Raw genomic sequence first — 22,151 nt, 5'->3', positions numbered from 1 at the left:
TAGGGCCGTGGCGTGACTGGCAGCGTGACTCAATAGCCGAGCGACAACCCAGTGTTGCGACGCGGGTCGTTGGCGCCGTAGAAGCGGTTGTTACCGACCGGTTTGCCACCCAGCGAAGGCGCGCCCACCAGAATCGCCGCCACATGATTGAGCGGCTGCGGACCTGCGAACTTTTGACCCCAGCTCTGGAGAATCTTCAGCGTGTCAGGGCTGACCGCGAAGGTATCGATGTTGGTTTCCTCAGGCTGCCATTGCTGGTGGAAACGCGGCGCGTCCACCGCTTCCTGAATGTTCATGCCGTAGTCGATGACATTGAGCATGGTCAGCAGCGTGGCGGTAATGATGCGGCTGCCGCCCGGCGTGCCGACGACCATCACTGCCTTGCCGTCCTTGGTGACAATGGTCGGGCTCATCGACGACAGCGGCGTCTTGCCCGGTGCGATGGCGTTGGCTTCGCCCTGCACCAGTCCGTACATGTTGGGCACGCCGACCTTGACGGTGAAGTCATCCATTTCGTCGTTGAGGATCACGCCGGTCTTGCTGGCCATGACGCCCGCGCCGAACCAGTTGTTCAGGGTGTAGGTCACCGAAACCGCATTGCCCCATTTGTCGACAATCGAATAGTGGGTGGTGTTGCTGCCTTCATGGGGCGCGACGCCGGGTTTGATCTTGTTCGAGTCACCGGCCTTTTGCGGATCGATGGCAGCGCGCAGCTTGGCGGCATACTTGACGTCCAGCAGGTGCTCGACCGGATTCTTGACGAAGTCCGGGTCGCCCAGGTAGCTGTTGCGGTCTGCGTAGGCGTGACGCATGGCCTCGATCTGATAATGCATGCCCTGCGCCGAGCGGAAGCCCAGCTCTTTCATCGGGTAGCCTTCGAGGATGTTCAGAATCTGGCAGATGACCACACCACCGGAGCTCGGAGGCGGTGCCGAGACCACGTGGTAGCCACGGTAGTCACATTCGACCGGAGCCAGCTCGCGGGTCTTGTAATGGTCGAGGTCAGCCTGGGTGATGATGCCCTTGCCGGCCTGGCTGGAATCGACCAGTGCCTTGGCAACCCAGCCCTTGTAGAAACCGTCGCTGCCCTTCTCGGACACTTCCTTGAGGGTCTTGGCCAGGTCTTTCTGCACCAGCTTCTGACCGACCTGCATCGGCTCGCCCTTGTCGAGGAAGATCGACCCGGAATCGGCCATGTCCGCCTTGAACACATCCGTGGCGCTCGACAGCATGTCGACATCGCCCTGGCCCAGCACAAAACCGTCCTCGGCGAGCTTGATTGCCGGCGCGATAACTTCTTCACGCTTGCGGGTGCCGTACTTGCTGAGGGCCATTTCCATACCGGACACGGTGCCAGGCACGCCGACGGCCAGATGGCCCTTGGCACTCAGATCAGGGATGACCTTGCCGTCCTTGTCCAGGTACATGTTCGCAGTCGCGGCCAACGGCGCCTTTTCACGGAAGTCGAGGAAGGTCTTGCGCCCGTCGGCCAGCTGAATGGTCATGAACCCGCCACCGCCGAGGTTGCCGGCAGCGGGATAGACCACCGCCAGCGCGTAGCCAACCGCTACGGCCGCATCGACCGCATTACCACCAGCCTTGAGTACATCGACACCCACGTGGGTAGCCAGGTGCTGAGCCGTGACGACCATGCCGTTTTCGGCTGCGACCGGGGCTTGTGACGCGGCGAATGTGGGGGAATACGCGACAATCAATGCCGTCGCGATCAACGATCTGGCGAGGGGTTCGAACTTCATGGTCGATCTCTTCTTTTTCTGGGTCAGGGACGTTTGATGTGAAGCGCCAGCCTCTAGACGAGGGATGCGGCACTTCTCGTCGAAGCGTACCGAGCATCCCGGCGCGGGTCTGACGAAGTCCAAAGTATCCGGTTCTGCCACGTTTTCCTACTGTAAAAACCGGATACACATTAACGCCCCGCTTATCCCCGACACGTGCGACACCTACGCTTTCGGGCGATACCCCTCAATGATCGCCGAGAAATCCTTGCCGCCATCGCCACGCAGGCTCATCGCCTGGTACAGCTGTTGCGCCACTGCGCCGAGGATGACCGGTTGATGCGCCGAGCGCGCGGCCTCGGTTGCCAGACCCAGGTCCTTGAGCATCAGTTCGGCGCCAAAGCCGCCGCTGTAACCGCGTGACGCGGGCGCGCTTTCGACGATGCCGGGCCACGGGTTATAGGCCTCGGAACTCCAGCAACGACCGGTCGAGGTATTGATGATGCCGGCCAGCACTTCGGTGTCGATACCCAGCGCATTGCCCAAGGCCATGGACTCGGCCACGCCGATCATGGAAATCGCCAGCAGCATGTTGTTGCAGATCTTGGCGATCTGGCCGGTGCCCACGTCACCACAATGCACGATGTTGCGGCCCATCTGTTCCAGCACTGGTTTGAGCACAGCGAAATGACCGGCAGAGCCTCCGACCATGAAGGTCAACGTACCGGCCTGCGCCCCACCGGTGCCGCCCGACACCGGCGCATCGCCCAACACCACGCCTTGCTGCGCAGCGACCGCGGCGATGTCGCGAATGGTCTGCGGGTCGATGGTGCTGCAATCAACCGCCGGAACTCCGGGCGAGATCCCCTTCAAAACGCCGTCGTCATTCAGGTACACGCTGCGCACGTGCGCCGCGGCGGGCAGCATGGTGACGACCAGTTCAGTGCCTTGGGCCGCCTGTGCGGGTGAATCGCTGACCTGTGCGCCCAGCTCGGCGAATTCAGCCAGTACGCTCTTGTTGAGGTCGAACACCTGCAAGGCGTGACCGGCTCTGATCAGGTTGCGGGCCATGGGCGCGCCCATATTGCCCAGACCGATAAATGCGATGTTCATGGTTGTTCTCCCGGGCGAATTGACCGCCAGCGCTCAGCGCAGATTGATCGTGGTGTTCACGCCATCGTTGACGCTGTCGTCATCGAACCAGCGGCTGGTGACGGTCTTGGTCTGAGTGTAGAACTGCACCACCTGTTTGCCGTACGGGCCCAGATCGCCCAGTTTGGAACCCCGCGAGCCGGTAAAACTGAAAAACGGCACCGGCACGGGAATTGGAATATTGATCCCGACCTGCCCGACATCGATCTCGCTTTGGAACTTGCGCGCCGCCGCGCCGCTCTGGGTGAACAGCCCGGTGCCGTTGCCGAACGGGTTGGCGTTGACCAGCGCGATAGCCTCATCGAGGGTATCGACCTCCAGCACCACCAGCACCGGCCCGAAAATCTCCTGGGTGTAGATCTGCATGTCGGTGGTGACGCCCGAGAACAAGGTCGGCCCCACGAAGTTGCCGCCCTCGTAACCCGGCACCGAAACCTCCCGACCATCCAGTTCCAGCGTCGCGCCTTCACGCACACCGCTCTCGATCAGGTCCAGAATGCGTTGTTTGGCCCGTCGTGAAATCACCGGCCCGATGTCGGTGCCCGGTTCCTGGCCGGCATTGACCTTGAGAGTCTGCGCCCGCGCCTTGAGGTCGGGCAGCCACTGTTTCGACGCGCCGACCAGCACCACCACAGAGGTCGCCATGCACCGCTGACCCGCCGCACCAAAACCTGCGCCCACCAGCGCGTTCAGCGTTTGCTCACGGTTGGCATCAGGTAGCACCACGGCATGATTCTTCGCGCCCATCATTGCCTGCACCCGCTTGCCATGCCGACCGGCCAGATCGTAGACATGCGTGCCGACCGCCGTCGAACCGACGAAGGAAACAGCCTTGATGTCCTTGTGCGTGCAGATCGCGTCCACCACCTCCTTGCCACCATGCACCACATTGAGCACACCGGGCGGCACCCCCGCCTCGATCGCCAGTTCGACCAGCAACAGGGTCGACAGCGGATCCTGCTCGGAAGGCTTGAGCACGAATGTATTGCCGCAGGCGATCGCCATCGGAAACATCCACAGCGGAATCATCGCCGGGAAGTTGAACGGCGTGATCCCGGCGCACACACCGATCGGCTGGCGCAGCGTGTAGGTGTCGACGCCGCTGGCGACGTTCTCGGCAAACTCGCCCATTTGCAGCGTGCCGATCGAACAGGCGTGCTCGACCACTTCCAGTCCCCGAAAGATATCGCCCTCGGCATCGGCCAGCGTCTTGCCCTGCTCGGCACTGAGTACCGCCGCAATACGTTTGGAGTGCTCGCGGATCAGCGCCTGCAACTTGAGCATGATGCGCATACGCACACCGATGGGTGTTTCCCGCCAGGTTCGATAGGCCGCGTGCGCGGCTGCGACGGCGGCGTCCACTTCACTGGCCGTGGCGAATGGCACCTGGGCGAGGATTTCCTGAGTGGCCGGGTTGACGATGTCTTGCCATTCGCTGCTTTGCGAGTCGATCCACTCGCCGTTGATCAGCAGTTTCACGCGAGCAATCGAGGTCGTCGTGGGGTTCAGTGAGGCATTCATTTCAGCGATTCTCCCTTCAGCAAACCACGCATCCACAGCCTGTGCAGAAGGATGATCGTGGCCTCCCGGCAGTCTTGTTTTTGAATTGGTCAGAGGGCGTGCTTTGGAGTATAGATGTGCAAACTTCTAACAAGAACGCAGATAAAAGCAGGGTCAACATGCAAAAAAACATCACCTCCCTGGGGCTGTTGAACTGGGATGACCTGAAGTTTTTCCTCGAGGTGGCACGCACCCGAAAAGTCAGCAGCGCGGCCCGCCGCCTGGGCGTCGACTACACCACCGTGTCGCGGCGCATCAACTCGCTGGAAACCTCGCTGGGCACACTGCTGTTCGAGAAATCGCGCAACAACGGCTTCATCATGACCGCCGAAGGTCAGCGCCTGCTGGGCTATGCAGAATCCATCGAAAGCACACTGCACATGGCCTGCGAGCAGGTTTCCGGGTCCAGCGTCGCGTTATCCGGGCATGTCCGCATGGGCTGCACCGAAGGCTTCGGCAGCTTCTTCATCACCCCGCAACTGAGCCACTTTCTCGACAGCTACCCGAGCATTTCGCTGGACATCCTGCCGCTGCCGCACTTCATCAGCCTGTCGAAACGCGAGGCGGATATCGTCATCGCCCTGGAACGCCCCGAACACGGTCCTTACGTGTGTTGCAAGCTCTGCGATTACAGCTTGGGCCTGTACGCGACCCAGGCCTACCTCGACAACCACTCGCCCATCGAACACAAGGCAGACCTGAGCGAGCACGTTTTCATCAGCTACGTCGACGACCTGGCGTTCAGCTCCGAGCTGCTGTACATGAGCAACCTGCTGCCCAACGCCCAGGCACAACTGCGCAGTACCAGCGTCATCGCCCAATACACCGCCGCCCTGCAGGGCCGCGCACTGGCCATCCTGCCATGCTTCCTCGCCGCTCAAGACCCACGGCTGCTGCCCGTGCTGAGGGAGGAAGTGAACATCACTCGTCAATTCTGGATGTACTGCCGGGAGGACCTGCGCAAGTTGAAGCGGATCACGTTGCTGTGGGATTACATTCGGGAGGTGACGGAGTTGAATAAGGGGTTTTTGTTGGGGGAAAACCGCGCTATTCGCTTCCTTCAGTGACAGATTTTCAAGGGATCAGGTGGCCGTATCGTAGCGAGGTAGACAGGCGTTGGCCGACGGTTTGTGACAGTTGTTGGTACAGGACTTGTGACAGGAAATGGTTAACAACTCTCGCTTGAAACCCAGTTTCCCCACGCTCCATGTCTCACGCCACCTCTCTGTACACAGCCTCTTTCATTATATTTCCAGCAGAAAACAAAGCCCCCGATAAAGGAGGCTATTATTTTTGGCGGCGAGACTTGAATACGCTAAAGACATGCCCGCATGAATACCTCAAAAGCGATAAGGCTGAAGCTCTGCAAGCTGGGAAAGCAGTATTAAATGCTCCACTGCTTTTAGTTTCTCAATATGATCAAGGGATGCCGATCCGCCAAGCATTAATGCTGGAACAAAACCATACATTTCATCATGGCGTAGCGTACCAAGCTGTCTTCTTGCCGGTTTGAACAAATCTTCCAGATCGTTAGAGTCCACATTTCTGGACAACAAAAAACCTTGTAGCTCTCTGTTCATTTCTTCGGTTGTAATTTCAAAGTCATGGATCACGCATCGAGAGAAGACACTGGTTATCTTCAGCGAAAATCCCGTTTTTTCGCCCCATAGATAAAGATCGCCGAACGCCCCACGTGCAATCAGATGATAATTGTCGCGCTTTTCAAATTTAGTTCCCTCAAGCCAAGAAGCTACTACTCCTTCATATTCTTGCGGGTTTACTATCCAAAAAATCCCGTCACCGTATCCGCACCAGCCGTGCTCAGTCCAGTATTCCAGAAGCTGACTAGGCAGTTTGCCCCTATAGCGCTCAATACTTGATGCTGGCACTTCTTGGCGATCGACAGGGCCACCAAACTTCTCTAAGAACCTAGCAAATACCTTATCCACGAATATCTCCTTTAGTCAACACTTATGTAATTTAACATTGAGGAAAGTTGAATCTCGCATAGTTTCTGGCACTTTTTCAGCAGCCGCTTTGAGGTTTTGGATTTTTGGTCTCCACTGAGGGCCAATGCTGGAGTTAACTTGTCTGTCTCCGAAATCCGCGATGATGTCCTTCCCGCCAGCTGTTAGGTCAGGATTGTGAAGACCTGCGAGACTTGCCATCGTTTCCCTGGCCTTTTTAATTGCAGCTTCCTCCGCGTCTAGAGGGCTCATCTCTTTTTGAAATTCCCTCTGAAACCGTTCTTGTAAAGTATCTTTTAAGTCCGTACGGGCTTTCTTTGCCGCCATAGCATCGCGTTTAACGGGGTTAGCTATATTTTTTAAGTATTCCTCAACCGTCAGCCGATTCAGCCCGTCCTCCTGTCCCTTCAACTGTCGCTCGAACTCTCCAACTTTGGAGGCCGGCATCTTGTCTGCCTTGAAGCATTCTACCTCATGGCGCGGCATAGTATTTGGCTTGCCCTTGGGCGGTTCTTTGTCTTTTGCAGATGGGCTGTTCGGTGGTGGTTCTTGCGGCCCAAGTGCGCCTCTGCGAGGTTCTGCCGTTTGTAGGTCAGGGTGTTTTTTCAATGCGTCTTCATGCTTTAGCATCCATTGGCCAAGCTTTGCACCTCGCTCGCTTCCTCGCATCTCAGTTGCGAGTACACTTAGGTTTCCACGACCTCGCGTCAGATAAGCAACGATGGCGCTTAGCAAGAGAATCACTACGGCCTCATGGGAGCGTGCAATATCCCACGCACCTTGTTGTGCTGACATGGTGTCGTCGGAAAAGGAGCTTAACGGATTACCGGTTCGCTCCCTAGGGCCGTTCCAAGCGGTAGAAACCCCACGAATATAGCCAGTAGCTATAGGCTTAAGGCCTTCCGTAAAGAATTCAGCAATCGAGGCCAGCCCCAGTACTCCAAGAATCCACGTTCCCGCTTGCACTCCAATCAGTGCTCCTGCCGTTGCGCCTGGGAAGGCGCCGACGCCCCCAGCAAGTAATCCGACTCCTCCACCTATTGTGGCGCCGGTTAAAGCGCTGCCGATAATGATCATCGCCATGTCGACCACTGTGCTGATCATTTCGTCGATGATGCTTCGAATATCAAGGTCAGAAAAGCGTTTGAGGATGCTGTTGGTGGCCTCTTTTTCGCCTAAATCACATGCTTGACGGACACACCTGACTCGGCGATAGATCAGATCGATACTAAGTATATTTATGGAGCTTGGTGGGCTGAGAGGATTCATGCCCCTTTCGCGTACCCCGAGGTCGCCCTTACGAAATAGGCGTTCTGCATAAGCCTCGATATCGAGCCAACTGGGTATCTTTGTCCATAAAGACATTCATCGCTCCTGCGTTTGGGAAAGAATCGAGGAAGCTAAACATTGAGCCATGCTATGTCAAAAGTGATTTCAAGCTGAGCACGGAGCTTATGCTAGTTCGCTCCCATTGAGGTGACCCCGACTTTTCGATCAGATTCTCAAGGTCCTTCACAAAACTAAGATTTCCCCTACATACCGCCTTTTGCGCCTCCGGTAGCCTGCCACGCGTCAACTAAACGCTGGTTGTCTACGGATCAAAGACGCAAGGACGGCATGCAATGATTTCTTCAGCCCGATTGGGCGACAAGCACGCCTGCCCATTGCCGGGTCACGGTACAACGCCTATCGCTTCTGCATCCGGTGACGTCAACATCAACGGCATGGGCGCGGCACGTGTGGGGGATACCTGCGGGTGTGGCGCGGTCATCACTGCAGGCTTTCCTTCCATTCTGGTGAATGGCCGTCCCATGGCCCACTTGGGAAGCCCCACCAGTCACGGCGGGACAATCATCACCGGCTCAAGCAATGTTGGTGGCGGCTTCGTCATGGGTGACGCTGGTGGCGCGACCATTATCAATTTCATGGCGCTGGGGGCCTTCCGGCCAGACGGCTCCGTGGACGACGAGAAGATGGCGACCTTGCTGGCTGACCCGAAGCTCACGGAGAAAGCCTTGGCGGCGAATGCTTTGGTAGATCCTGAGGCAGCCGGTAAGAAGTCAGATGCGCAGCCTGAGTCAAAAGCGGAACCTGTTGTTTGCAAACACCCTGACAGGATGGAAGAGCTGGCGACTTATATTGCTGGAGAGATGAACGCCAACATCAACAGCCCAGAAGTGCTACAGATACAAGAACTGAACAGCTTTGATCCTGATGAGGAAACACGTAAATACGCTGCACTGCCATTTTACCTGCGACTCGGCCAAGGGCCGGATTTTTACACTATGGCACTGGTGAAAAAGACCAAAGCGTTTGCCATTTGGACTGAGCGTGTCGGCCAAGACAGGCCATGGGACCACAAGCCAATATTGGCGAAACTCTTCGGTGGGATATGGCAAAAGCAAGGAGAGTACGAATATTTCTATGATATCTGGTCAAACGTTCATTACGGTTACGTTGGCGTGGCAGGTAGGTTTTCTGAAAGTGTGTTACTGGACGGTGCGGGTATTGAGCAGATTGGGTCAGACACTTGGCGTCTCATAAAAGACCCTAAGAGATTTGATGGCCCGCGAAGGACTGAGGGCGTTGAGGGTATGCGTGCATGGGATGACACCCCCGATAGGGTTTCGATCATGATAGGGATGAATCTGTACAAGGAATATCCAAACGGCGGCCTTACCGGAAAGATCGTTATGGACAAAGTGTTGGCCGTACCTATAAGCGACTGGGCGACAGGGGTCCAACCGCATGTCTGCAAGTGAGAAAAATTTCTACCTAGCGCGATGGATTATAGGCTTTGCTTGCCTCCTGATCGCTGGATGGTATTTAGCACTGCCAAGGGTCGTCATTTATTACTCAGCCGATGGCTCAAAAGGATTTCATTACGTACTCAATACGCAGCATTCAATCTTACGACGGGACTTGCTGCCCGGCGAGACAACCGGTGACACCGGTCATATTTTGCCCGACGAGGATTTCTTTATGATGTTCGATTGGTGGGCTGATAAGACCCCGCCACGGTGCATCGACATCACACCAAAACGGTGGAGCATGTTGGATATTTATCTTGATGGGAGCGGTAAGATTGACATCGCCAAGACAGCCCCTGACGTCACTGCTCGTCTGAAACAGTGTCCGGGGCGACCAGACCCCTTCCAGCCCTGAGGCGTGCTACCCGCGCCACGTCAAACTCGGCACAGCCAATGAGTAAACACAGAAAACACTCCCGGCATCTAAAGAAGAGCTGACCCATACCCAGACTCAAGTAACGGTCTCCCTGAGAAAGCTCAAGGCATCCTTGAAAATATGATGCCATCTGTCAGACGGCTCACTCATCAGCGGATGCCAGAAGAATCTGAAATCGTGTCCTCCATCATCCTCTGCAAAATGCACCCAGCTATCGGGAAGGTCTTGAGCCACCTGACATTCATGAAATGCCCAGATATGTCCCGTTATGGTGGAGTGCCACTCACCCAGGTTTCGCTTTGCTGTCGCTTGAATCCCGGCCTCCTCCATTAACTCCCGCACAGCAGCCGCGCAAGTTGACTCGCCTGGTTCCACACTGCCCTTCACCAATTGCAGGCCCGCCAACGGATGCTCGAATGCCAGAATCTCCAGCACTCCCCGGTCTCGCAGAACCACAGCACACGCGTTATCCGCCGTCATGCAGTTACACCCTGGCCTTTTCAATTGACCCTTGAACCCGGTTGAAGCGCATAGGGATTATGGCGCTCGACTTCGTACCTGCAATGCACGGTAACGAATCGCCAGACAGCCCGGACGTGATCAAAGCCCCAACATCAGCCCACTCAGACGTTTGACCTTGCGGCGCAGGGCTTCTTCGAAGATGCCCTGGCGCGGTTCGATGAGGCTGAACCAGTGCTTGGCGCGGGTGATGCCGGTGTAGATGAGCTCCTTGGTCAGTACCGGGTTGAGCGCTTCGGGCAGGATCAGGGCGGTGTGGGCGAATTCCGAGCCCTGGGATTTGTGTACGGTCATGGCGTACACGGTTTCGACCTCGTTGAGGCGGCTGGGCAGGACGAAGCGTACGCCTTCGCTGCCGTCGTTGCGGGGGAAGGCGACGCGCAACACCTGTTTGCCCTCGCCGTCGCGCTCAGGCAGGCGCAAGGTGATGCCGATGTCGCCGTTCATCAGGCCGAGGCCATAGTCGTTGTGGGTCATCAGCACCGGGCGACCTTCGTACCATTGCTGTTCGCTTTCGATCAGCTTCGCGCTGAACAGCGCGTGCGTGATGCGCTGGTTCAAACCCTCCACCCCCCACGGGCCTTTGCGCACGGCACACAGCAGTTGAAAGGCGTCGAAGGCGCTGAGTACCGAGCGCGCCCAGCGGGTCCAGCACGCGTCGTCCAGTGCCGAATCGTCGGCGGGCCGCTCGGCGGCGAGTACGTTCAGGTAATGCCGGTAACCCTGCGGACCTTGCTCGCCCCTGCCAAGACCGTCGAGCACCAGGCGTTCGAACTTGAGGTCCTGCTCGCCCTTGAGAGCCAAGGCGAACAGGTCGTCGTGACTGCCCGCCGACAGCAGCGCGCGGGCCTGTTGGTCCTGTTGCTGGTTGACCAGCCGGGCCAACTGGCCGATACCGCTGCCTTGGCCGAAACGACGTGAGTGGCGCAGCATCACCACTTGCTGGGCCAACGGATGCTGCTGCGCATCGCCCTGGCGCAAACCGCCCTTGCCGAGGTCTTCGCCGCTGACGGCTTCCAGCCAGGCCTGGGTGTCGGGGCTGTAGAAACCTTCTTCGGCGTCGCGGCACAAATCCCCGAGTACCGCCCCCGCCTCAACGGATGCCAGCTGGTCCTTGTCACCCAGCAGAACCATGCGTGCATGCGCAGGCAGTGCGTCGAGCAGGTTAGCCATCATTTCCAGGTCGATCATGGAGGCTTCATCAACCACCAGCACATCCAGCGGCAGTAAATTACCCGCATGGTGGCGGAAGTGCCGGGTACCGGGGCGACTGCCCAGCAGGCGGTGGACGGTGGTCACCTCGCTGGGGATTTTCTGGCGTACGTCGTCACTGACGTCCAGGCTCTGCACCTGTTGGCTGATGGACTCGGTCAGACGTGCCGCCGCCTTGCCGGTGGGTGCCGCGAGACGGATGCGCAGCGGCTGGCCACTCTGTACCGCCGGTGCCTGCAACAAAGCCAGCAGGCGCACCACCGTGGTGGTTTTGCCGGTGCCGGGGCCGCCGGTGATGATGCTGAAGCCCTTGCGGGTCGCCAGTGCGCAGGCAAGTTTCTGCCAGTCGATGACGGCTTGTGGCGAAGAATCGGCCGGGCCGAACAATGCGTCGAGCCGCTGCGGCAGACCCTCCGGCGGTGTTTCACGCTGGGCCAGGCGCTGACGCAAGGCGGCAGCAATACGCCGTTCGTAAGTCCAGTAGCGACGCAGGTACAGACGCCGCTCGGCCAGCACCAATGGCTTTTGTCGCGCTTCGGCACTTAAATCGCCCACCTCGGCGACCAGCATGCTGGCTGCCAGCGCCTGGCACCAGGCGGCGCCATCCAGTGCTGCCAGAAGTTGTGAGGGCAGCAGCATCGGCGCGCTCTGCTGATCGCCTTCAGGTGGCAGTGACAGGGCGAAGTCCGGTTCTTTGAGGGTCTCGTACAGATCAAGGCAGACGTGACCGTGGCCGAGCTGATGGCTGGTCAGCGCTGCTGCCACCAGTACCAACGGATCGGCCTGCGGATCGAGGTCACTGAGGAACGCGACGAACGCCTTGTCCAGAGCACGCAACCAGCCGCGCTCGACCCAACGTTCGAGCAGGATCAGCAGATCGCTGACACGCGTCAGCGGGCTCAACTCAGCGAGGCTGATGTCGTCCAGTGCGGTAGGCAACAGATCATCGAACGAGCGGCTCATGCCAATGCTCCCGGCAGGTCATGCGCTATCGGTTTGCCCTGAAACAGCAGGTCCAGACTTTCGATCAGCTCACGTGGCGGACGGGCGAAATACGCGCCCTGAGAGGCCGAACGACTACCGCGCAGGAACAGGTACAGCGCGCCGCCCATGTGCTGGTCGTAATCGTAGTCGGCCATCCGCGTCTTGAGCTGGCGGTGCAGAGCCAGCAGGTACAGGACGTATTGCAGGTCGTAGCGGTTGTCGAGAATGGCGGTTTCCATGGCCAGCGGGGTGTACGCACTGTCGTCGCTGCCCAGCCAGTTGGACTTGTAGTCCGCCACGTAATACCGGCCTTCGTGTTCGAACGTCAGGTCGATAAAGCCCTTGAACATGCCGTTGAGCGAGACCGTCTCGGTCGCAGCACGCGGCGCGTTGTCGTGGGTGAAGCGGCGCACGAGGGCGTCCATTTGCGCGACGTTGACGTTATTGCTGGCGAACCAGAATTCCATTTCCACACGGTACTGATTGGGCTGATCCAGCTCGCCCAAGGCCACCGGTGCGGCATCAGGCGACAGGCGCAGCGGCATGTTCAGCAGGTGCTGCAGCCAATCGCTCAGGGTATTGATCCAGCCCGCCCAACCGCGCCGATTACAGCGACGGGCGACGGCGTCCTGCAGTTTGTCCGGCGCGTGCGCGGTATTTGCAAAACCTTCGTTGCCAGCCCATTCGAGCAGCCCGTGCAGAAAGGTGCCGGGATTGGGGCCACGCGGAAAACGATGGATATCGCCGCCGCTGGTCAGGATGTCGCGCGGGGCTTCGGGGTCCAGACGCTCGTCGTCGAACAGTTTCTGTGCCTGCGGGCTGTCAGGCGATTCATCGGCACCGGCCGTCACCGTGTCGCCGATACGCAGGGCACTGTAGGACGCAATCCACCAGTTCTCGGCAGCGCGGCGTTTGGGCACCAGCAGCTTGACCAGCGCCGCTGCGTTGCGCGGCGCACTGAAGCGCTCGTCCGTGGGCTCCGGAACAGGCTGCAAGGCAATTGCGCCACACCCCTGGGCCAGATCACGCAACCAGATGTTCAACTCCGCGGACTCGGCCAGCGCTGCGCCACCGCCCAGCAGGTAACCCAGCGCGGAACGGTGCAGCATCGAGGTGTTGGCATTGCCGCGCTTGAGGTCGGCGACGCCCAGCCAGCAGGCATGTTCCGATCGGGTCAGTGCGACGTAGAGCAAACGCAGGTCTTCGGCCAGACGTTCGTCATCAGCTTGCTGAATCAGCGCCTCGGTAGGCTGCAGGCTGATCTGCGACTTGCCGTCGGCGTCATGAAACTGCAGCGGCAAGCGACTGCCGTCCACCGGTTTCGAGGAGCAAATGAACGGCAGGAACACCAGCGGGTACTGCAGGCCCTTGGACTTGTGGATGGTGACCACCTTGACCAGTTGCTCGTCGCTTTCCAGGCGCAGGATCTGCTCTTCGCCGGCCTGGCCGGAAAGTGCCAGGTGGTCGCCCAGATGACGGATCAGCGCCTGTTCGCCATCCAGTTCGGCGGCGGCCTGCTGCAGCAGTTCAGACAGGTGCAGTAGGTTGGTGAGTACTCGCTCACCGTCGTTGCGGGTCATCAAGGTCTGTGGCAGGGCAAAGTCGTGCAGCAGACGACGCAGCATCGGCAACACGCCCTGGCTGCGCCATATGGCGCGATAGCCACGAAACTGCATGACGCGCCGCTCCCATGCCAGCTCGTCCTGATTCAGGCGTTCCAGCTCGGCCAGCGGCAGGTCCAGCGTGATACACGCCAGCGCGGCACGCAGCGTGCGCTCGGAGTCCGGCTCGGCACAGGCCTTGAGCCAGGACAGCAGATCGTGGGCTTCCTGAGCGGCAAACACGGAATCCTTGTCGGACAGGTACACGCTGCGCACACCCCGCGCGTTCAGTTGCTGACGCACCGCCTGCGCTTCCTTGCCGTCGCGGACCAGAATCGCAATGTCGGCCGGACGCAGCCCGCGCAGTGTGCTGTCGGGCGTGACGAAACCGGCACTACCCTGCTGACCGGCATTGAGCAGACGCACGATCTCGCTCGCGCAACTGGCTGCCAACTGCTGACGATAAACCACGCCGGACACCGGCTGGTCACTTTGCAGGTGCCAGACCGTCAGCGCCGTCAGGGGTGCACCGTCGACGTGCAGCGTCTCTTTGCGGCCTTGGGCCAGCGCATCGGAGAACGGCACCTGATTGCCGTGCTCATCACGAAACAGGAACGCACCGCGACCTTGCTCACGTTGCTCTGCCCGCGTGAAGACGTGGTTGACCGACTCGACCATCGCATGACTGGAGCGGTAGTTGGTGTCCAGCGTATGCCAACGGCCATCGGTAGCCTGCCGGGCACGCAGGTAGGTGTAGATATCGGCGCCGCGAAAGGCATAGATCGCCTGTTTCGGGTCACCGATCAGGAACAGCCCGGTCTGCTCATCGTTGGCCTCGAGACGATAGATGCTGTCGAAGATCCGGTACTGGACCGGGTCGGTGTCCTGGAATTCGTCGATCAACGCCACCGGAAACTGCTCGCGAATCAGGGTGGCCAGACGCTCGCCGCCAGCGGCATGCAGGGCCGCGTCGAGCCTGAGCAGCATGTCATCAAAGCCCATCTCGGCGCGGCGACGCTTCTCTTCTTCAAAGCGGACACTGACCCACTGCGCCGCATGCTGCAACACGGCAGCGTCCGGTTTGGGCAAGCCATCGAGCGCCGCCTTCAGCTGTGCCATGGCCTCGAAGGCCGGGTGCGCAGGTGGATCGCCCTTCCAGGCTTCGGCAATGCCGTCGGGGGTCAGACGAGTGAAACCGGTGCCCAGATCCAGCGCTTCCTGTGTGTCGTCAGCGGCCCAGGCGGCGAGCTTTTCGAACCAGGGCTTGAAATAGCGCTCCTGCATTTTGCGGCCATCGACTGCCTTGCGAGCGACCGCGTCCTGACACAGCGCATACAACTCGTCGGACCAAACGGCCCACGGCGCTTTCAGCGCGGCAAGCGCTGCCCGGCGCTCTTGCAATGACGCCGCGATCAGTTCGGCCGGTTCCTGGGTGAGTGGGCTGCGATCGCGTCCGAACAGACCTCGCACACGCGGCAGCAACGCCGCGGGGCCGCTGAGGTTTTCCCGCACCCAGGTCAACGCGTCGCCGCTCATGGGGTAGCAGAAGCGCCGCCAGTAATCGCGCAGGACTTCGCCGAGCAAATCGCTGTGGTCGGTTTCCAGCGTCTGGGTGAACAGACTGCCGCTGTCGAATGCGTGCTCGCGCAACATGCGCTGGCACCAACTGTGGATGGTCGAGACCGCGGCCTCGTCCATCCACTGCGCGGCGATGTCCAGACGGCTGGCACAGGCAGGCCATAGCGACGCTTCAAACTGTTCACGCAGCTCGGCAATCAGGCCATCGGGGGAAGGGATCTCGTCACGAAAGAAGCGTGCAGCCTCCGCCAGCCGGGTACGAATTCTGTCACGCAGTTCCTTGGTCGCGGCGTCGGTAAAGGTCACCACAAGGATCTGCGGCGGCAGCAGTTCACGACCAAAGCCACACTGCTCGGTACCGTGGCCGAGCACCAGACGCAAGTACAAGGCGGAGATGGTGAAGGTCTTGCCGGTCCCGGCGCTGGCCTCGATCAACTGGCTGCCGCGCAGTGGGAAGCGCAGCGCGAGAGAAAGGGATTGCTCACTCATGCGCCGCCCTCCCCGCCGGACAACGATTGCCAGGGCGCGTCGTAAATCGGTTTGTAGAGCGTCTCGCACCAGCCTGCAAATTCTTCACTGTCGATCAGTGCGTCAAAGTCCGGGAACTGCCGAGCCAGTGCCGTGCTTTCGCGACGCTCGCCATCGCTGGTCTGTCCGTCACCTTCGTAGGCTTTGCGGGCAGCCGCTTCGGCTTTGTCGGCAGGCTGGCCCAACCAGGCGAAGGCGGTTTTGACCGCGACCGGAAGGGGTTCCTGCATGCCGTGCAGCCAGGCCGTCAGCAAGTGATTGAGCGTGGTGACGGCACTCGCCTTGTCCAGCGGCTCCAGCATCAGGGTTTCATCACTGGCGACCAGTGCCGTGCTCAACGGCAGGTCGCAGGCGCACGCCACCAGGTGATTGACCCACGGCCGAATCAGCCGGTGCCACTTGCGGGTCTTTTTCGAGCCGATGCTGTTGGGAATGGCGGTGACCAGCAATAGCTCGCCGCGGGCGTTACGGTGCAGCCCGCCCAGCCAGCCGTCGATGCTCACACCCGCATGGCTGAAGCCGATCGGTAAAGCGCTGCTCAGGGTCTCGGGCCAGAGGGTCAACAGATCGTGGTAGCGCCTGAGTACGTCAGGCAGCGGCTCGATCAGCTCGCTCTGCATCAAGGTGCCGAAGCCCGCGAGCGGCAGCAGTCCACTGGCTTGCAGTTTCAGCGCCTGGGTTTTCAGGGCGGCATCCATACCGTCAGGGGAAACCATCGCTGCGCTGAGCAGGCTTTCACTGAGGCCGTAACGCTCAAGGGCATCGAGCACGAACGGTTCCTCATCGGCGAGCGGCGCTTCAGCCACCTCGAAATAGATCTTCAGGCGCTGACTGAAAAAGTGCTTTACCGGGTTTCTCAGGAAATCCTGTAACTGCGCAATGGACAGCGGTTCTTCCTGTTCATGAGCCGGCAGCGCTTGAGGCACGGGCACCTGAAGGTCGGTTTCATGCAGCAGGCGCCACTCGCGGGCGAAGCTGAAATAACCTGTGCCGACGTGGAAGTAATTGGCGCTGAAGGGTTGCAACGGGTGATTCACAGTCAGGGCTTTCAGCAAGCGCTGATCATCGTGTTTACCGTCCGGATCGGTCTCGCCGGCCAGCTTCCAGCCACTGGCGAGGTGATCGCGCAGCTGACCGATGAGCACCGAAGCTGGACGCTCGCTGTTGTCACGAATGCTATGGCCAACCCAACTGACGTACAGCTGGTCTCTGGCCGAGAGCAAGGCTTCCAGCAACAGATAGCGATCGTCTTCACGCCGGGAGCGGTCGCCGGGTCGGTAATCGCTGCCCATCAGATCGAAATCCAGCGGCGGTTGCGCACGCGGGTAATCGCCGTCGTTCATGCCTAACAGGCAGACCACTTTGAACGGGATGGCGCGCATGGGCATCAGCGTGCAGAAGTTGACCGAGCCCGCCAGAAAACGCTGGGACAGGCGCCCTTGATCGAGCCCGGCCAGCCAGGCCTCACGCACAACGGTCAGCGGCAGCTCATCGGTCAGTCTTACCGTTGCACAGGTTTCCAGCCAGTTCTCGCGCAGTGTTTCCAGCTGGGCAAGCAGGTAGTCGTCATGCTCGCTGTCGGCGAGAAAGAACAACTGCAGCAGCGATTGCAGGCGGGCACCCCACGCTTCCGGAGTGGTGGGTGTCGACAACTCTGTGTGGGCAACCTGAAGGGCGTCAATCAACGCGACCAGCGGACCGATCAACGCCGCATCAAGCCCGCCGATCTCATCGTAGGGTTCGATGCCGTCGTAAGCCGCGCCGGCACCCACCGCGTACCCCAGCAACATGCGACGCAGGCCGAAATGCCAGCTGTTCTGCTCAAGAGCATCCGGCAGACCCAGACCGGCACGCTGTTGAGCATTCAGCCCCCAACGAATGCCCGCGCCCTCTATCCAGCGATGCAGTGTTGGCAGGTCACGCTCCTGAATCCTGAAGCGTGCGCGCAAGGCTGGAACGTCCAGCAGGTCGAGAATCTCGCTGACCGGGAAACGGCTGTCCGGGAGTTTGAGCAGGTGCTCGACAGCAATCAGCAACGGCTCGCGGCCGCGCTGGCCCTGGTCAGCCAGCGTAAAGGGGATGAAGCGACGATCTTCGCGCTCGATCTGCCCGAATACTGCTCGTATGTGCGGGGCATAGCTGTCGATATCCGGGACCATGACAATCACGTCACGCGGGCGCAGGCCAGGGTCTTTGCTGAATCTCGCCAGTAGCTGGTCATGCAGCACCTCTACTTCGCGCTGCGCGCTGTGAGCCACATGGAAGCGGATCGAACGGTCCTCAGAAGGATTGACTGCCGGCCACAGCTCACGGGTTTCATCCAGCGGACGCAGCTCGAGGATATCGTCCTGCAACTGGTTCAGCAGTGTGGTGGGCTCCGCGTCACTGAACAGATCAATGCGCTCGTCCTTGAACGAGGAACGGTAGCTGCGTGGGTCGTCATGGCTGTCCAGCAGGTTGATGTAATCACGTCCCTGCTTGCCCCAAGCCGCGAGCAAGGGGTGAGCATGCTGATGCAGCGCTTGCGGGTCGAGGACCATCGGCATGCCGCTCTTGCGCGCCTGACGCTTGTACTGGTGACGCAACAGGTCCTTGTCGGCGACGATATCGGTCCAGTGGTGACGACACGGATTGTGCACACAGAGCAGAACCTGACTGAATCTGGCCAGCCCTGCCAACGCCTCGAGCGCTTGTGCCGGCAGTGACGAAATGCCGAAAACGATGACCCGTGCCGGCAAGCCCGGTGGCGCTTCGGTCATGTTGCCGATGCGCTCGATGAAGCGCTGATGCACGCCTGCACGGCTCTGCGACATCCCTTCAGCCCCGACATCATCCAGCAGCGCGCGCCACAGTTCGGCTTGCCAGCAATTGGCGGCTGACAATGGCCTGGACTGACCTCGTACGTCGCGCAATTGATGGCGGCCAGCGGCCCAGTCTTGCAGCCAGTCAGCCCGGTAAACCTGATATTGGTCGAACAGATCGGACAGGCGTTCGGACAATTGATAGCGCTTGCGCAGATCAGTGTCGTCGGTCAGGAAGCGCTGCAGCGGCTCGAAGTGCGGCTGATTCATCAGCGACGGCAACAAGCGCATCAAGCGCCAGGTCAAAGGGGTCTTGTCGAGCAAGGACGTCTGGGGGATCTCATCCGCACCCAGCACCATGCGATACAGCGTCCACATGAAACTGCCGGGCAACTGGACGTCTATGGCGGCAGCGATACCACAGCCACCGTTATCTTCATCCTGAGCATCTTCGGCCAAGGCCAACTTCAGCCACTGTGCAATGCCGTTGCTCTGCACCAGAGCAATCTCGTTTTCCAGGGGCGCCAATGGATATCGCCGCATCCAGGACACAACCAGACTGCGCAGTTCATCCGGGCGGTTGCCTTGAACCACCATGAAGCCTGCACTCAGAGAGGTTGTAACGGACATGCTTGCTTCCTTGACGGGTGCGTGGAACCTGATGCCGAACCATAAGGGCAAGCGCGCCGGATTGCCATAAGCACGTGGGTCTGGATGACTGCCGGAGAGGTGGAGTTATGAGTTCAGGAGAAGACAGAGGTTTCTGGAACCCCAGACAAACAAAAACCCTCAACGCGTAAGCGAAGAGGGTTTCTGGAATTCAATCTTGACGATGACCTACTCTCACATGGGGAAACCCCACACTACCATCGGCGATACATCGTTTCACTACTGAGTTCGGGATGGGATCAGGTGGTTCCAATGCTCTATGGTCGTCAAGAAATTCGGGTACCGAGTCGTGCCCTGAGGCGCGCTTCAGCAAATCGGGTATGTGATATCAAGCTGTTTCAGGTGTCATTCGTGACGCAAACTTTCGGTTCGTGTCATCTTCACAGTCACCGCAATCTGGTCATTCGACGCAAATTGCTTGGGTGTTATATGGTCAAGCCTCACGGGCAATTAGTATTGGTTAGCTCAACGCCTCACAGCGCTTACACACCCAACCTATCAACGTCGTAGTCTTCGACGGCCCTTCAGGGAACTCAAAGTTCCAGTGAGATCTCATCTTGAGGCAAGTTTCCCGCTTAGATGCTTTCAGCGGTTATCTTTTCCGAACATAGCTACCCGGCAATGCCACTGGCGTGACAACCGGAACACCAGAGGTTCGTCCACTCCGGTCCTCTCGTACTAGGAGCAGCCCCTCTCAAATCTCAAACGTCCACGGCAGATAGGGACCGAACTGTCTCACGACGTTCTAAACCCAGCTCGCGTACCACTTTAAATGGCGAACAGCCATACCCTTGGGACCGGCTTCAGCCCCAGGATGTGATGAGCCGACATCGAGGTGCCAAACACCGCCGTCGATATGAACTCTTGGGCGGTATCAGCCTGTTATCCCCGGAGTACCTTTTATCCGTTGAGCGATGGCCCTTCCATACAGAACCACCGGATCACTAAGACCTACTTTCGTACCTGCTCGACGTGTCTGTCTCGCAGTCAAGCGCGCTTTTGCCTTTATACTCTACGACCGATTTCCGACCGGTCTGAGCGCACCTTCGTACTCCTCCGTTACTCTTTAGGAGGAGACCGCCCCAGTCAAACTACCCACCATACACTGTCCTCGATCCGGATAACGGACCTGAGTTAGAACCTCAAAGTTGCCAGGGTGGTATTTCAAGGTTGGCTCCACGCAGACTGGCGTCCACGCTTCAAAGCCTCCCACCTATCCTACACAAGCAAATTCAAAGTCCAGTGCAAAGCTATAGTAAAGGTTCACGGGGTCTTTCCGTCTAGCCGCGGATACACTGCATCTTCACAGCGATTTCAATTTCACTGAGTCTCGGGTGGAGACAGCGCCGCCATCGTTACGCCATTCGTGCAGGTCGGAACTTACCCGACAAGGAATTTCGCTACCTTAGGACCGTTATAGTTACGGCCGCCGTTTACCGGGGCTTCGATCAAGAGCTTCGCTTGCGCTAACCCCATCAATTAACCTTCCGGCACCGGGCAGGCGTCACACCCTATACGTCCACTTTCGTGTTTGCAGAGTGCTGTGTTTTTAATAAACAGTCGCAGCGGCCTGGTATCTTCGACCGGCAGGGGCTTACGCAGTAAATGCTTCACCTCCACCGGCGCACCTTCTCCCGAAGTTACGGTGCCATTTTGCCTAGTTCCTTCACCCGAGTTCTCTCAAGCGCCTTGGTATTCTCTACCCAACCACCTGTGTCGGTTTGGGGTACGGTTCCTGGTTACCTGAAGCTTAGAAGCTTTTCTTGGAAGCATGGCATCAACCACTTCGTGTTCTAAAAGAACACTCGTCATCAGCTCTCGGCCTTAAGATCCCGGATTTACCTAAGATCTCAGCCTACCACCTTAAACCTGGACAACCAACGCCAGGCTGGCCTAGCCTTCTCCGTCCCTCCATCGCAATAACCAGAAGTACAGGAATATTAACCTGTTTTCCATCGACTACGCTTTTCAGCCTCGCCTTAGGGACCGACTAACCCTGCGTCGATTAACGTTGCGCAGGAAACCTTGGTCTTTCGGCGTGGGTGTTTTTCACACCCATTGTCGTTACTCATGTCAGCATTCGCACTTCTGATACCTCCAGCAAGCTTCTCAACTCACCTTCACAGGCTTACAGAACGCTCCTCTACCGCATCATCCTAAGATGATACCCGTAGCTTCGGTGCATGGTTTGAGCCCCGTTACATCTTCCGCGCAGGCCGACTCGACTAGTGAGCTATTACGCTTTCTTTAAAGGGTGGCTGCTTCTAAGCCAACCTCCTAGCTGTCTAAGCCTTCCCACATCGTTTCCCACTTAACCATGACTTTGGGACCTTAGCTGACGGTCTGGGTTGTTTCCCTTTTCACGACGGACGTTAGCACCCGCCGTGTGTCTCCCATGCTCGGCACTTGTAGGTATTCGGAGTTTGCATCGGTTTGGTAAGTCGGGATGACCCCCTAGCCGAAACAGTGCTCTACCCCCTACAGTGATACATGAGGCGCTACCTAAATAGCTTTCGAGGAGAACCAGCTATCTCCGAGCTTGATTAGCCTTTCACTCCGATCCACAGGTCATCCGCTAACTTTTCAACGGTAGTCGGTTCGGTCCTCCAGTTAGTGTTACCCAACCTTCAACCTGCCCATGGATAGATCGCCCGGTTT

General features: G+C 58.8%; 12 protein-coding genes and 2 rRNA genes (1 of these 14 only partly in view). 3 read left to right on the top strand and 11 right to left on the bottom strand.

Going from position 1 to position 22,151, the window contains the following annotated elements:
* Window positions 1-29: 29 nt before the first annotated feature.
* The 3 genes from ggt to AC54XV_RS03550 all read right to left on the bottom strand — a co-directional run bounded on the left by ggt (window position 30) and on the right by AC54XV_RS03550 (window position 4,409).
* On the bottom strand, window positions 30-1,757 hold the full coding sequence (gene ggt / locus AC54XV_RS03560; protein ID WP_011266573.1) for a gamma-glutamyltransferase: 1,728 nt from the start codon (window positions 1,755-1,757) through the stop codon (window positions 30-32).
* Between the two features lie 204 nt (window positions 1,758-1,961).
* Window positions 1,962-2,849: a 3-hydroxyisobutyrate dehydrogenase gene (gene mmsB / locus AC54XV_RS03555; RefSeq protein WP_496717891.1), complete on the bottom strand. Its 888-nt coding sequence runs from the start codon at window positions 2,847-2,849 to the stop codon at window positions 1,962-1,964.
* 33 nt (window positions 2,850-2,882) lie between these two features.
* Window positions 2,883-4,409 (bottom strand): CoA-acylating methylmalonate-semialdehyde dehydrogenase, encoded by a 1,527-nt coding sequence (locus AC54XV_RS03550; protein ID WP_058822800.1) that lies wholly within the window; start codon window positions 4,407-4,409, stop codon window positions 2,883-2,885.
* A 158-nt stretch (window positions 4,410-4,567) separates the two neighbouring features.
* Between AC54XV_RS03550 and AC54XV_RS03545 the strand changes: the two genes are divergently transcribed.
* The gene (locus AC54XV_RS03545) at window positions 4,568-5,515 is read left to right on the top strand and encodes a LysR family transcriptional regulator (RefSeq protein ID WP_003403558.1); all 948 of its coding nucleotides are present in this window, start codon (window positions 4,568-4,570) and stop codon (window positions 5,513-5,515) included.
* A 273-nt stretch (window positions 5,516-5,788) separates the two neighbouring features.
* On the opposite strand, the gene AC54XV_RS03540 is transcribed toward AC54XV_RS03545, so the two are convergent.
* Both AC54XV_RS03540 and AC54XV_RS03535 read right to left on the bottom strand, forming a co-directional pair.
* Window positions 5,789-6,397, bottom strand: a complete 609-nt coding sequence (locus AC54XV_RS03540) for a GAD-like domain-containing protein (RefSeq protein WP_011266570.1) — start codon at window positions 6,395-6,397, stop codon at window positions 5,789-5,791.
* 15 nt (window positions 6,398-6,412) lie between these two features.
* The gene (locus tag AC54XV_RS03535; RefSeq protein ID WP_011266569.1) at window positions 6,413-7,780 is read right to left on the bottom strand and encodes a DUF6861 domain-containing protein; all 1,368 of its coding nucleotides are present in this window, start codon (window positions 7,778-7,780) and stop codon (window positions 6,413-6,415) included.
* Between the two features lie 257 nt (window positions 7,781-8,037).
* On the opposite strand from AC54XV_RS03535, the gene AC54XV_RS03530 reads away from it, so the two are divergent.
* Entirely contained in the window at window positions 8,038-9,177 is a 1,140-nt protein-coding gene (locus AC54XV_RS03530; RefSeq protein ID WP_060400909.1) for a polymorphic toxin type 44 domain-containing protein, read from the top strand.
* On the top strand, window positions 9,164-9,580 hold the full coding sequence (locus AC54XV_RS03525) for a hypothetical protein (protein WP_032654659.1): 417 nt from the start codon (window positions 9,164-9,166) through the stop codon (window positions 9,578-9,580). The genes AC54XV_RS03530 and AC54XV_RS03525 overlap by 14 nt, the downstream gene beginning before the upstream one ends.
* Before the next feature lie 96 nt (window positions 9,581-9,676).
* On the opposite strand, the gene AC54XV_RS03520 is transcribed toward AC54XV_RS03525, so the two are convergent.
* The 6 genes from AC54XV_RS03520 to AC54XV_RS03495 form a co-directional block, all read right to left on the bottom strand.
* Entirely contained in the window at window positions 9,677-10,081 is a 405-nt protein-coding gene (locus AC54XV_RS03520; RefSeq protein WP_496717887.1) for an NUDIX hydrolase, read from the bottom strand.
* Window positions 10,082-10,201: 120 nt separating this feature from the next.
* Window positions 10,202-12,295, bottom strand: coding sequence for an exodeoxyribonuclease V subunit alpha (recD, locus tag AC54XV_RS03515; protein ID WP_024660304.1), 2,094 nt, complete (start codon window positions 12,293-12,295; stop codon window positions 10,202-10,204).
* Window positions 12,292-15,984: an exodeoxyribonuclease V subunit beta gene (gene recB / locus AC54XV_RS03510; protein ID WP_496717885.1), complete on the bottom strand. Its 3,693-nt coding sequence runs from the start codon at window positions 15,982-15,984 to the stop codon at window positions 12,292-12,294. The genes recD and recB overlap by 4 nt, the downstream gene beginning before the upstream one ends.
* Complete coding sequence (recC, locus tag AC54XV_RS03505; RefSeq protein ID WP_496717883.1) at window positions 15,981-19,454, bottom strand: exodeoxyribonuclease V subunit gamma; 3,474 nt, start codon at window positions 19,452-19,454, stop codon at window positions 15,981-15,983. The genes recB and recC overlap by 4 nt, the downstream gene beginning before the upstream one ends.
* A 194-nt stretch (window positions 19,455-19,648) precedes the next feature.
* A 5S ribosomal RNA gene (gene rrf / locus AC54XV_RS03500) occupies window positions 19,649-19,764 on the bottom strand.
* 158 nt (window positions 19,765-19,922) lie between these two features.
* A 23S ribosomal RNA gene (locus AC54XV_RS03495) occupies window positions 19,923-22,151 on the bottom strand; it runs 665 nt beyond the window's last position.

Source organism: Pseudomonas fragariae (ex Marin et al. 2024) (genome assembly GCF_059621105.1).
The sequence above is the reverse complement of the archived record's forward strand: the minus strand, read 5'-3'. Positions and strand labels throughout refer to the sequence as shown.